The organism is Sphingomonas sp. NY01, assembly GCF_038809135.1.
Taxonomy (GTDB): Bacteria; Pseudomonadota; Alphaproteobacteria; order Sphingomonadales; family Sphingomonadaceae; genus Sphingomonas; species Sphingomonas carotinifaciens.
In genome coordinates, this window is sequence record NZ_CP101722.1 from 2,355,515 (window position 1) to 2,368,469 (window position 12,955).

10 protein-coding genes are annotated in these 12,955 nt (G+C 67.1%); 1 reads left to right on the forward strand and 9 read right to left on the reverse strand.

What is annotated here, in order from left to right; genetic code table 11:
• Positions 1-59: 59 nt before the first annotated feature.
• Complete coding sequence (gene dnaE, locus NPJ82_RS11370) at positions 60-3,506, reverse strand: DNA polymerase III subunit alpha (protein ID WP_342659006.1); 3,447 nt, start codon at positions 3,504-3,506, stop codon at positions 60-62.
• A 139-nt stretch (positions 3,507-3,645) separates the two neighbouring features.
• Between dnaE and NPJ82_RS11375 the strand changes: the two genes are divergently transcribed.
• Positions 3,646-4,221 carry a DUF308 domain-containing protein gene (locus tag NPJ82_RS11375; RefSeq protein WP_149680732.1) on the forward strand — a complete coding sequence of 192 codons (576 nt, stop codon included), beginning with the start codon at positions 3,646-3,648 and terminating at the stop codon, positions 4,219-4,221.
• A 38-nt stretch (positions 4,222-4,259) separates the two neighbouring features.
• Here NPJ82_RS11375 and NPJ82_RS11380 read toward each other — a convergent pair whose 3' ends face one another.
• From NPJ82_RS11380 to zwf, 8 genes are all read right to left on the reverse strand, one after another.
• Positions 4,260-4,736, reverse strand: a complete 477-nt coding sequence (locus NPJ82_RS11380; RefSeq protein WP_342657442.1) for a glutathione peroxidase — start codon at positions 4,734-4,736, stop codon at positions 4,260-4,262.
• The gene (locus tag NPJ82_RS11385; RefSeq protein ID WP_112382741.1) at positions 4,727-5,407 is read right to left on the reverse strand and encodes an ABC transporter ATP-binding protein; all 681 of its coding nucleotides are present in this window, start codon (positions 5,405-5,407) and stop codon (positions 4,727-4,729) included. Before NPJ82_RS11385 ends, NPJ82_RS11380 begins: the two co-directional genes overlap by 10 nt.
• Positions 5,400-6,650 carry a lipoprotein-releasing ABC transporter permease subunit gene (locus NPJ82_RS11390; protein WP_342657443.1) on the reverse strand — a complete coding sequence of 417 codons (1,251 nt, stop codon included), beginning with the start codon at positions 6,648-6,650 and terminating at the stop codon, positions 5,400-5,402. The genes NPJ82_RS11385 and NPJ82_RS11390 overlap by 8 nt, the downstream gene beginning before the upstream one ends.
• Before the next feature lie 581 nt (positions 6,651-7,231).
• Positions 7,232-7,837, reverse strand: a complete 606-nt coding sequence (gene eda, locus NPJ82_RS11395) for a bifunctional 4-hydroxy-2-oxoglutarate aldolase/2-dehydro-3-deoxy-phosphogluconate aldolase (RefSeq protein ID WP_112382739.1) — start codon at positions 7,835-7,837, stop codon at positions 7,232-7,234.
• Between the two features lie 26 nt (positions 7,838-7,863).
• A complete protein-coding gene (glk, locus tag NPJ82_RS11400) occupies positions 7,864-8,832 on the reverse strand; it encodes a glucokinase (RefSeq protein ID WP_342657444.1) in 969 nt (322 codons plus the stop codon).
• Positions 8,833-8,909: 77 nt separating this feature from the next.
• The gene (gene edd / locus NPJ82_RS11405) at positions 8,910-10,730 is read right to left on the reverse strand and encodes a phosphogluconate dehydratase (protein ID WP_342657445.1); all 1,821 of its coding nucleotides are present in this window, start codon (positions 10,728-10,730) and stop codon (positions 8,910-8,912) included.
• Entirely contained in the window at positions 10,727-11,434 is a 708-nt protein-coding gene (pgl, locus tag NPJ82_RS11410; protein ID WP_267349755.1) for a 6-phosphogluconolactonase, read from the reverse strand. The genes edd and pgl overlap by 4 nt, the downstream gene beginning before the upstream one ends.
• Positions 11,435-11,486: 52 nt before the next feature.
• Positions 11,487-12,950 carry a glucose-6-phosphate dehydrogenase gene (zwf, locus tag NPJ82_RS11415; RefSeq protein WP_149680738.1) on the reverse strand — a complete coding sequence of 488 codons (1,464 nt, stop codon included), beginning with the start codon at positions 12,948-12,950 and terminating at the stop codon, positions 11,487-11,489.
• Positions 12,951-12,955 lie beyond the last annotated feature (5 nt).

Below are 12,955 nucleotides of genomic sequence, written 5' to 3' on the forward strand. Positions count from 1 at the left end.
AGCCGTGGGGAGGGTGAGGGGCAGACCAGCAGTGCTGCCTGGCCTTGTAGCGCTCGGCGCTAACCCACCAGCGCCAACCGCGCATCGGAGTTCTTCATCTCCACCCCCGTCACCCCCGGCAGGGTTTCGACATGCTCGGCCAGTTCCGCGTCCAGCAGGAAGTCGCGCCCGAGCATCACCATCGCCTCGCCCCCGTCGGGAAGCGTCAGCCGCGCGCGGACTTCCCCCTTGGCGCCGCGATGTTCGGACAGCAACGCGGCGAGCGGGCGGAACGCCGCTGCATCGCGGATCGCCACCTCCAGCACGAACCGCGCCTGCGACGCCAGATTCTCGAACGGCTGAATACGCTTGATGCTGACCCGCGGCGCTTCCTCGCCCGGCCGGCGGTCCAACTCCACGGTGACCAGCCCGCATCCGCCGACCCGTGCCGCGTCCTCCAGATCCTTGGCCACCGCATCGTCGAAACACGTCGCCAGGAACTGCCCCGTCGCATCGGATACCTGCGCCATCATATAGCGCTTGCCTCGCGCCGAGGTGCGCCACCGCGCATCCTCGATCAACAGCGCCATCGTCGCGCCCGCACGCGTCCCGTCGTCCGGGATCACCAGTTCGGACAGCGCGGTATAGCTGCGCGCGCCATGCATCCGCGCGATATGCGCGTGCCGGTCGACCGGATGCGCGGAGAAATAGAAGCCGAACGCCTCCTTCTCCTGCTCCATCTTTTCCGACAGGCTCCACCGCGCGTTCGCCGGCAGCTTGATCGCATCGCCCGCCTGCGGCCCGTCGCCGAACAGGCCGCCCTGCCCGCTCGTCCGCCCGGCATGGGTGCGTGCCGCGATCGCCAGGATCGTCTCGGCCACCGCATGCACCCCGGCGCGGTTCGCCTCCACCCCGTCGAACGCGCCCGCCGCCGCCAGCGTCTCCAACTGCCGCTTGTTGATCAGGCGCGGATCGACCCGGGTCGCCAGTGCATCCAGCGTGGTGAAGGCACCGCCTGCGACGCGCTCGGCGACCAGCTTCTCCATCGCGCCCTCGCCGACCGACTTCAGCGCGCCCAGCGCATAGCGGACGGCCAGTCCCTCGCCATGCACCTCGACATCGAACTCGGCCTGACTGGCATGAATGCACGGCGGCAGCATGGTCACGCCCATGCGGCGCGCATCGTCGACAAAGATCGCCAGCTTGTCGGTCAGCGCCATGTCGTAGCACATCGACGCGGCATAGAATTCGTGGGGATGATGCGCCTTCAGCCACGCCGTCTGGTAGGCGAGCAGCGCATAGGCGGCGGCATGGCTCTTGTTGAAGCCATATCCGGCGAACTTGTCGATCAAGTCGAACAGCTCGTTCGCCTTGGCCTTGGGAATACCGTTGGCGCTCAGGCATCCCTCGACAAAGGTCGCGCGCTGCGCGTCCATCTCCGCCTTGATCTTCTTGCCCATTGCGCGGCGCAGCAGGTCGGCGCCGCCCAGCGAATATCCCGCCAGGATCTGCGCGGCCTGCATCACCTGTTCCTGGTAGACGAAGATGCCGTAGGTCTCCGCCAGGATCGGCTCCAGCAGCGCATGCGGATAGACGATCTCTTCCGTGCCCTGCTTGCGGCGCCCGAACGAGGGGATGTTGTCCATCGGCCCCGGCCGGTAGAGCGAGACGAGCGCGATGATGTCGCCGAAATTAGTCGGCCGGACCGCGGACAGCGTCCGGCGCATGCCTTCCGATTCCAGCTGGAACACGCCCACCGTGTCGCCCTTCTGGAGCAGGCCGTAGGTCGCCTCGTCATCCCAGGGCAGTGCGGCAAGATCGATCTCGACCCCGCGCTTGTTCAGCAGTTTCACCGCCTTTTGCAGCACGGACAGCGTCTTCAGGCCGAGGAAGTCGAACTTCACCAGCCCGGCGCCCTCGACATATTTCATGTCGAACTGCGTCACCGGCATGTCGGATCGCGGATCGCGGTAGAGGGGCACCAGTTGCGCCAGCGGTCGGTCGCCGATCACCACGCCGGCGGCGTGTGTCGACGAATGGCGCGGCAGACCCTCCAGCTTCGTCGCCAGGTCCAGCAGGCGCCGGACCTGGTTGTCGTTGGCATATTCCCTGGCAAGCTCGGGCACGCCGTTCAGCGCCCGCTTCAGGTCCCAGGGGTCGGTCGGGTGGTTGGGCACCAGCTTGGCCAGCCGGTCGACCTGGCCATAGCTCATCTGCAGCACGCGGCCGGTGTCTTTCAGCACCGCGCGCGCCTTCAGCTTACCGAAGGTAATGATCTGCGCCACCTGATCGCGGCCGTACTTCTCCTGCACGTAGCGGATCACCTCGCCGCGCCGCGTTTCGCAGAAGTCGATGTCGAAGTCGGGCATCGACACGCGTTCCGGGTTCAGGAAGCGTTCGAACAGCAGGCCCAGCTTCAGCGGATCGAGGTCGGTGATCGTCAGCGCCCAGGCGACGACCGAGCCCGCGCCCGAACCACGCCCCGGGCCCACCGGAATGTCATGGTCCTTTGCCCATTTGATGAAGTCCGCAACGATCAGGAAATAGCCGGGAAAGCCCATCTGGATGATGATGTCGACCTCGAAGGTCAGGCGCTCGTGATACGCCTCGCGCCAGCCCGGCACCCCCTCGCCCTCCAGCTCGGCGATGCGGTCGAGCCGCGCCTCCAGCCCGGCGCGCGCGTCGCGACGCAACATCTCCGCCTCGCCGTCACGGTCGCCCGCCAGGCTGGGCAGGATGGGTTTCCGCCACGGCGCCATCACCGCGCAACGCTGCGCCACGATCAGCGTGTTGTCGATCGCCTCGGGCAGGTCCGCGAACAGCGCCTTCATCTGCGCCGCGGGCTTCAGCCATGCCTCCGGACAGCTACGCGGCCGGTCCTCGCTTTCCACATAGGTGGAATTAGCGATGCACAACATCGCGTCATGCGCATCGCCGAACGCGGAGTCGGTGAAGCAGCACGGGTTCGTCGCGACCAGCGGCAGGTTCCGGTCATAGGCCAGATCGATCAGCGCCTGCTCGGCCGCCATCTCGACCGGATCGTCGCGCCGGCACAGCTCCACGAACAGCCGGTCGCCGAACAGCGCCTGCAAACGGTCCGCATAGGTGCCCGCACGTGCCGGCTGATCCTCCGCGAACAGCCGCGCCAGTCCGCCCTCCCCGCCCGCGGTCAATGCCACCAGCCCGTCGCAATGCCGCGCCAGCGTCTCGAAGCAGACATGCGCCGGCAGCTCGATCGGCCGCTCCAGATGGGCCGCCGACACCAGCGCGCACAGATTGTCGTAGCCGCGTTCGTTCTGCGCATAGAGCGCGATCCAGTCCAGCACCGGCGGCACGCCCTCGGGCATGTCCGGCCGGGCAAGACCCAGCATCGTGCCGACCACCGGCTGCACGCCCGCCTTCTTGGCCGCGTCCGAAAACGCCATCGCGGCATACAGGCCGTTACGGTCGGTCAGTCCGGCGGCGGGAAACCCTTGCGTCTTCGCCTGCGCGGCGATCGCCTTGGGGTCCATCGCCCCGTCGAGCATCGTGAAGGAGGAAAAGATGCGGAGCGGGACATAGCCGGAATGCATCGCATCCCCATAGCCCGACCCGCATGATTCGACCAGCACGGAACCCTCGTCCGATCGACCCGTTGCGATCGTGAATCACAGGAAGAATGCCCGCATGACCGACGCCTCCCAGGATCCGCAAATGTCCATCGGCACCCCCAGGGTCGGGTCCGGCTGGGGCTGGATATTGGGCTATGGCATCCTGTCCGCGGCGATCGGCGTCGCCGCATTCGCCTGGCCTTTCTCGGCGACGCTCGCCGCGACGCTGGTGATCGGCGCCTGCTTCATCGCCGCCGGCATCGTCTCGATCGGCGCCGGCATCTTCGGCCAGGGGCATGAGGGGCGCGGCTATGCGATCGGCTTCGGCCTGTTGTCGCTGTTCATCGGCCTCATCATGGCGTTCGAACCGGCGACCGGCGCATTGTCGCTGACGCTGCTCGTCGCGGTCTGGCTGGGTCTGCGCGGCATATTGGAGATCGTCTGGGGCCGCCGCATGCGACGCGGGCGCGGCGCGATGTTTGCGCTCGGCGCACTTAATATCGTGCTTGCCCTGGTGGTGCTGGCGACGCTGCCGTGGAGCGCATTGACCCTGCCGGGCTATATCCTCGGCCTCAGCTTCCTGTTCGGCGGCATCACCGCCATCGTCTCGGCCCTGAACCACAAAAAGGGCGCAGACGCCTTCGCGCTCTGATCCATAAGCCCTCTCCCCTCGGGGGGAGAGGGCTGGCTTTACAACAGCCCCTCGATATCCGCCGCCAGCTCCTCCGGCTTCGTCGTCGGCGCATAGCGTCGCACCACGCGCCCCTCGCGGTCGACGAGGAACTTCGTGAAGTTCCACTTCACCGCCTTCGATCCCAACAATCCCGGCGCCTCGTCCTTCAACAGCACGAACAGCGGGTCCGCATCCGCCCCGTTCACGTCAATCTTGGCGAAGACCGGAAACGTCACGTCATAACTGGTCGAACAGAAGTTCGCGATCTCCGCCGCATCGCCCGGCTCCTGCGCGCCGAACTGGTTGCATGGGAAGCCCAGCACCGAGAATCCTCGCGCCCCATAGCGCCGGTGCAGCGCCTCCAGCCCCTCATATTGCGGCGTGAACCCGCATTTGGACGCGGTGTTGACGATCAGCAGCACCTGCCCCGCATGGTCCGACAGCGACACCATGCCACCGCCCGCTGCCGTCACGGACAGGTCGGTTACGCGCATTCCAGCATCCCCTCATGCAGCCGCACGACGCGGTCCATCTTCAATGCCAGCCGTTCGTTATGCGTGGCCACCAGCGCCGCCGAACCCTCGCCCCGCACCAGCCGCAGGAATTCGGCGAGCACCACCTGCGAGGTATGCTCGTCCAGATTGCCCGTCGGCTCGTCCGCCAGCACCAGCGCCGGCCGATTGGCCAGCGCTCGCGCCACCGCGACCCGCTGCTGCTCGCCCCCCGACAACTGGCTCGGTCGGTGCGTCAGCCGATGCCCCAGCCCCAGTGCGGTCAGCAACGCCGTCGCCCGCTCCTGCGCCGGCACCGTCTCCGCCCCATGCACCAGTTGCGGCAGCACGACATTCTCGATCGCGTTGAAGTCGGGCAACAAATGGTGGAATTGATAGACGAAGCCCAGCCGGTCACGCCGCGTGATCGTGCGGCCGTGCGCGTCCAGCTTCGCCACCTCTTCGCCGGCGATACGGATCGATCCGGAAAAGCCGCCTTCCAGCAGCCCCACCGCCTGCAACAGCGTCGATTTGCCCGATCCGGACGGCCCGAGCAGCGCGACGATCTCGCCCGGCGCGATCGACAGGTTCACGCCGCGCAGCACGTCAATCGTCTGCCCGCCCTGCGTGAAGCTGCGCGCCAGGTCGGTGGTCTGGAGAACGGGTTCATTCATAGCGCAGCACCTGTACGGGGTCCGTGCTCGCCGCCTTCCAGGCCGGGTAGAGCGTGGCGAGGAAGGAGAAGATCAGGGCCATCGCCGTGATCACCACCACCTCGACCGGATCGGTCTTGGACGGTAATTCGGTCAGGTAGCGGATCGACGGGTCCCACAGATTCTGACCGGTGACGAGCTGCACGATGTTCACCACCCCCTGCCGATAGAACAGGAAGATCGCACCCAGGATCAGGCCGGCGACCGTGCCCAGCGCGCCGATGGTGGTGCCCACCACCATGAAGATGCGCATCAGCCCGCCGCGCGTCGCGCCCATGGTGCGCAGGATCGCGATGTCGCGCGTCTTGGCGCGCACCAGCATGATCAGCGAGGACAGGATGTTGAACACCGCCACCAGGATGATGATCGACAGCACGGTGAACATCGCCACCCGCTCCACCGCCAGCGCCTCGAACAGTTGCGCGTTCATCGTCCGCCAGTCGGCGATCACCGCGCGCCCGCCCATCCTGTCGGCCAGCGGCGCCAATATCTCCCCGACCCGGTCGGCATTCACCGTCTGCAACTCGATCATGCCGACCGCGTCACCCATCAGCAGCAGGGTCTGCGCATCCTCGATCGGCATGATGACATACGCCTTGTCGTAATCGTACACCCCGATCTCGAAGATCGCGCCGACCTTGAAGCTCATGATGCGCGGCATCGTGCCGAACGGCGTGGTCTGCCCTTGCGGACTGATCAGCGAAATGTCCGACCCCACCGTCGCCCCCAGCGCCTCGGCCAGGCGGCTGCCGATCGCGATCCGATTGCTGCCCGGCGTGACGCTGGACAGGTTACCCATCACGATCTTGGACCCGATTGCACTGTTGCCGCGAATGTCGGCGACGCGCATGCCGCGCACCAGCACGGCCTCGACGCGGCCGTTATAGCTGGACATCAACGGCTGCTCGATCAGCGGCACCGCGCTGGTCACGCCCGGCGTCCGCTTCGCATCGCGCACGATGTCCTGCCAGTCGGGCAGGCGCCCGCCGATGCCCTGCACCACCGCATGGCCGTTCAGGCCGACGATCTTGTCGAACAGTTCGGCGCGGAACCCGTTCATCACGCTCATCACGATGACGAGCGCGGCGACGCCCAGCATCACCGCGACCAGGCTGATCGACGCGACCAGGAAGATAAAGGCTTCCCCCTTGCCCGGCAGCAGGTAGCGCCGGGCGATCATCCGTTCATAGCGAGAGAGGATCATGGGCGGGTCGATCGATCCTTGGAATGCATGATACAGGCTCTAGGCGGCACCTGCCGGGCTGGCAATGGCGCGCGATGTTGCGCGCAAGTCACAGCGCCCGGCCAATCGTGTAAGCTCGTCTTGATGACGCGTGACAAAGCCCGGTGGCTTACCTAGCAAGAACTCACTTGAGACACAGGCAACGGCCGTGGTTCGGGGAATGCTCTTCCGCCCGCCTTTCAAGGGGCTGGAGCGAGAGCGGGACAAGGGGGCTGACGAGCGATCGTCACGCAGGCGCCCGGATCGGCAACGGTCCGGGCGTTTGCTTTTTCGGCAACATGCCGTGCAGCAGAACCACGCGGAACCGCAATTGTTTCCGCCGGAATGCCGCCGAAGCCGACATGAGATACGGGGAGCTTCCAGACTGCCGTTCCCACCGCCGACTCCGGCGCCCTGGACGGGATTTTTACCTAGCGCAGCGAAGATGAACGGCAGGTGGCTGATTGATGTGGTTTATGATCTTGCGTGCGTGGCACGGAGGTCAGGAAACGACGAGCGATCCAGCGCCCTCTCCCCGGAAAGGGGAGAGGGGAAGGAGGATACTACCCCCGCAAACCCGCGGCCGCCCGCGCCTTTGCCTCAACATCCGCCATCGACCCGCCGGTTACCCAGCTTCCGCCGACGCACAGCACCGGCTTGAACGCCAGCCAGTCGGGCGCCGACGCCTCGGTGATCCCGCCGGTCGGGCAGAATCGCGCCTGATAGAAGGGTGCCGCCAGCGCCTTCAGCGCCTTCAACCCGCCGCTCGTCTCGGCCGGAAAGAACTTGAAATGGGTCAGCCCCAGGTCCAGCCCGCGCATGATGTCGCCTGCGGTGGCAATTCCAGGCAGATAGGCGATGCCGCTGTCGATCACCGCGCGGCCCAGCCGGTCGGTCAGGCCGGGCGACACGATGAACTCGGCCCCTGCGTCCGCAACGTCGCGCAACTGCTGCTCGTTCACGACCGTGCCGGCACCGACGATCGCGCCGGGCACCTTTTTCATCTCGGCCATCGCCTCCAGCGCCGCCGGCGTACGCAGCGTCACTTCCAGGACGCGCAGGCCGCCGGCGACCAGCGCCTCGGCCAGCGGTTTGGCGGTGGCGGCATCCTCGATCACCAGCACCGGGATGACGGCGCTGGTCTGCATGATGGTGGCGATATCGGTCATTGGATCGGTTCCCCGTGGATCGGAAATCAGGCGGTATGCTGCTGCGCGAACGCCGCGGCGGCGCCGAACAGTCCGGGCTGCGGATGGGTGATGAGCTTGACGGGCAGCTTCGCCATCATCGACTGGAAGCGGCCCTTGGCGACGAAGCGCTGGTCGAAGCCGGAGCGGATCAGCTTGCCCTTGATGCGGAAACCCAGTCCGCCGGCGATCACCACGCCCTTGGCGCCCTGCACCAGCGCGAAGTCGCCCGCCACTGCGCCCAGTGCGAGGCAGAAGCGGTCGAGCGCCGCCAGCGCGATCGAATCGGTGCCCTCCAGCGCCTCGGTCCAGATCGCCTTGTCGTCGCGGCTGGGCACGGCGCGCCCCTCCATCTCCGCCAGCGTCTCGTAGATCGCGACGATCCCGGGGCCAGAGCAGATGCGCTCGGCGGACACGCGGGTAAAGGTGCGACGCAGCCGGCGCAGGAAGGCATCCTCGATCCCGTCCAGCGGCGAATAATCCATGTGCCCGCCCTCGGTTTCCAGCACATGGTAATAGCCGCCCGTCTTGAACACCTGCGCCACGCCCAGCCCGGTGCCGGGGCCGCATACCGTGGTGATGCCGGTGGCGGGAAGCGGCTCGTCCGGTCCGCACAGGTGCAGGAAATGCTCGTCGGATACCTGCGCGACCGCATGGCCGACCGCACCGAAATCATTGATGACGGTATATATGTCGGCGCCCAGCCGCTCGGGGATCAGCGACGGGCGGATCACCCAGGGATTGTTGGTCAGGCGGATCACGTCGCCGGTGATCGGCGATGCGATGGCCAGCGCCGCCGCTCTCGGCAGCGCCCGGCCGACCTCGGCCTCGAATGCCTGCCACGCGGTCTGCAGCGAGGCATGTTCAGCCGTCTTCTGCGTGCTGACCTCGCCCAGTCTGACGACGCGGCCCCCTTCCACCTCGGCAATGGCGAAGCGGGCGTGGGTGCCTCCGATATCGACGGCTACGACTTCCATTGATCCTCTTCCCCTGCTCGCCACCGCACGCATGCCGCCCGCCACGACCGGGCGGCGGCCTGCATGCGGTTCTTCTCTTACAGCCCCGCGCCGGCCAGCACGGCGGACGCGCCCTTTTCCGCCTCGTCCGCCAGACCGCGGAACAGGCCGAACAATTCGCGACCCATGCCGTTCGCGGCGGGCGGTGCGTCGGCCAGCGGCCGTGCTTCCCATTCGGCGGGGTCGACCAGCGCGTCCAGCGTGCCGGCCACCGCATCCAGCCGGATGATGTCGCCGTCGCGGATACGGCCGATCGGTCCGCCGCCCAGCGCTTCCGGGCTCAGATGGATCGCGCACGGCACCTTGCCGCTCGCGCCCGACATGCGGCCATCGGTGACCAGCGCCACCCGGAACCCGCGATTCTGCAACACGCCCAGCGGCGGGGTCAGCTTGTGCAGCTCGGGCATGCCGTTGGCCCGGGGGCCCTGGAAGCGCATGACGACCACCACGTCCCGCTCCAGCTCGCCCGCCTTGAACGCCGCCAGCACGTCCGCCTGGTCGGTGAACACCCGCGCCGGCGCCTCGACCACCCAGCGCTCGCGCTCGACCGCCGACACCTTGATGCACGCCCGCCCGATATTGCCGGACAGGATACGCATCCCTCCATCTGCCGAAAACGGCGCCGCCGCCGTCCTCAGAATGCTCTCGTCCCCGCTCTCCCCCACCGGCTCCCAGGCCAGCGCGTCCGCCGCGTCCAGCACCGGCCGGTTCGCATAGGCCGACAGGTCCTCGCCCGCCACGGTCATGATATCGCCGTGGAGCAGCCCTGCGCCCAGCAGCTCGCGGATGACGAACGGCATGCCACCCGCCGCCTCGAACCCGTTCACGTCGGCCGAGCCGTTGGGATAGACCCGCGCGATCAGCGGCACGCTGGCCGACAACCGGTCGAAATCCTCCCAGTCGATCACGATCCCCGCCGCGCGCGCGATGGCGGGCAGGTGCAGCAGATGGTTGGTCGATCCGCCCGTCGCGAGCAGGCCGACCGCTGCGTTGACGATCGCCTTTTCATCGACGCAGTGACCCAGCGGGCGCCAGTTCTCGCCGCGATGCCCGATCCCCGCCAGCCGGTGCACGGCGGCGCGGGTCAGTTCCTGGCGCAGCTTGGTGCCCGGATTGACGAAGGCGGCGCCCGGCATGTGCAGGCCCATCACCTCCATCATCATCTGGTTGGTGTTGGCCGTGCCGTAAAAGGTGCAGGTGCCCTTGCCGTGATAGGCGGCGATCTCGGCGTCGAGCAGTTCCTCGCGCGTCGCCTTGCCTTCCGCATAGGCTTCGCGCACCGCCGCCTTCTGCTTGTTGGCCAGGCCCGTCGCCATCGGCCCGCCGGGGATCAGGATCATCGGCAGATGCCCGAAGCGCAGCGCACCCATCAGCAGGCCGGGCACGATCTTGTCGCAGATGCCGAGAAGGGCTGCCCCTTCGAACGTCCCGTGGCTCAGCGCCACCGCGGTCGCGAGTGCAATGGTGTCGCGACTGAACAGCGACAGCTCCATGCCGGCATAGCCCTGCGTCACGCCGTCGCACATCGCGGGCACGCCGCCCGCCACCTGCGCGGTCGCCCCCACCTCGCGTGCCCAGACCTTCATCAGTTCCGGGTAGCGGTAGTAGACGGCGTGCGCGGACAGCATGTCGTTATAGGCGGTGACGATGCCGATGTTCATGCCGCGATCGGCCTTCATCGCCTCGCGGTCTTCATCCGTCCCGGCATAGGCATGCGCCAGATTGGCACAGCCCAGATTCGGTCGCCGGATCGCCGTCGCCGCCTCGCGCGCGATCAGGTCCAGATAGGCCTGACGCCCCGGCCGCGACCGTTCGATGATGCGGTCGGTGACCGCGGAAACGGCAGCGTTCAGCGTCACTGTTCGCTCCAATGGATATCGACGGGCAATTCCACCTCGGCCAGCACCCGGCCGATCGGATAGGCGGACGACGCACCCTGCTTGATCGCGTCCTCCAGCACCTTCTTCTTCGCCTTGCCCGAAATCGCGATCATCAGCGCGCGCGCCGACGCGATGCCCGCGCGGCTCAGCGTCACGCGCGCGACCGGCGCCTCGGGCGGCAGCGGTTCGGGCATCACGCCCAGCGCGCGGCGCTCCTTGGGGCCGTTCAGCGCCTCGTCAAAATCAGGACCGGGGAAGATCGAGGCGGTATGCCCGTCGCCGCCCACGCCCAGCAGGCAGAGGTCCAGCGGCCAGTGCAGATCCTGGCACAGCGCGTCCGCCGACCGGCCCGCGGCCTTGTAGTCCTCGGTCGCCGCCGGCACGATCGGGATCACCCGCGCACCCTTGGGGATGAAGGTCTTGCCCAGCGCGGTGACGTTCGACAGCGGGTCGCCCAGCGGCACGATGCGCTCGTCGGTCGGCAGGATCGTCACCCGCTTCCAGTCCAGCTTGGCCTTGACCAGCTTTTCATAGATCGGCAGCGGCGTCTTGCCGCCGGCCAGCGCGATCACCGCCGCGCCGCGCGCATCGATCGCCGCCTCGATGATGAACTGGATATCGCCGGCAAGGGCATCGGCCATCTCGGCCGCGTCCTCATAATCCCACCATTCGATCTCGGTCATATATCCTGTCCTTGTGCATCCGCGATGGCCCGCTCGTGCGGCCAGCGGCGTATCAGTCGTCCTGCCACGTCACGCCGTCGCGCTCGGTCAGCGCGATCGCGGCGGATGGGCCCCAGCTTCCGCTGGCATAGCTTTTCGGCTTCATCGCATTGGCGTCCCAGCCGGCGCGGATCGAATCGATCCAGGCCCACTGCGCCTCCACCTCGTCGCGCCGCACGAACAGCGTCTGGTCGCCCTCGATCAGGTCGAGCAGCAGACGTTCATAGGCGATGCGGCGGCGCTTGCCCGCGAACTCGGCGTCCATCGACAGGTTCAGCGGCACCTCGCGCAGGCGGATGCCGTCGCGGTCCAGCCCCGGTTCCTTGGCCATCACCAGCAGCTGGATATATTCCTCCGGCTGTAACCGGATGATCAGCGTGTTGGGCTGGAGCAGCCCGCCGCGCCCCGCGAACATCGAATGCGGCACCGGCTTGAACTGGATCGCGATCTCGCTGCGCCGCGTCGCCATCCGCTTGCCGGTACGCAGGTAGAAGGGCACCCCCTGCCAGCGCCAATTGTCGACATGCGCCTTGATCGCGACAAAGGTCTCCGTCGAGGACGGCTTGCCCAGTTCCTCGGCATAGGATTTGACGATCTTGCCGCCCACCGCGCCGTCGCCATACTGGCCGGTGACGGTCACGTGCGGCACCTCCTGCGGCTCCATCAGGCGCAGCGAGCGAAAGACCTTGGCCTTTTCGTCGCGAACCGCGGTGCCGTCGAACCGCGCCGGCGGCTCCATCGCGATCAGCGCGAGCAGTTGCAGGATATGGTTCTGCACCATGTCGCGCAGCGCGCCCGCGCTTTCATAATAGCCTGCGCGTTCTTCCAGCCCAACCGTCTCGGCGATGGTGATCTGCACATTGTCGATGCCGTGCGCATTCCAGATCGGCTCGAAGAAGAAGTTGCCGAAGCGCAGCGCCAGGATGTTCTGGACCGTCTCCTTGCCCAGATAATGGTCGATGCGGAACGTGCGCTCCTCCGGAAAGGCGAAGGCGACCGCGTCGTTGATCTCCTTGGACGACGCAAGATCGTAGCCGAGCGGCTTTTCCAGACCGATCCGCACCGTGTTGCCGGCCAGCCCGACCGACTCCAGGCCCTTGATCGTCGATTCGAACAGGCTCGGCGCGGTCGACAGGTAGATGGCAAGGCCACCCGACACGTCGCCGACCTTTTCGGCCAGCGTCGGGAAGCCTTCCAGCGAGGATGCATCGAGCGCCTGATATTGCAACCGCTCCAGGAAGCCCTTGATCGCGCCCTCGTCCTTGCGGTCGGCGGGCAGGAACGTGTCCAGCGCGTGCGCGGCAAAGGCGCGGAAGCTGGCATCGTCATGATCGGAACGCGCGGTGCCCGTGATCGTCAACCCGTCGGGCAACAGCCCATCGGCGTGAAGGCCGTACAGCGACGGCAGCAGCATGCGCTGCGCCAGATCGCCGGTCGCACCGAACAGCAGAAGCTTGCCCACGGGGTTGCGCGTCATGGTGT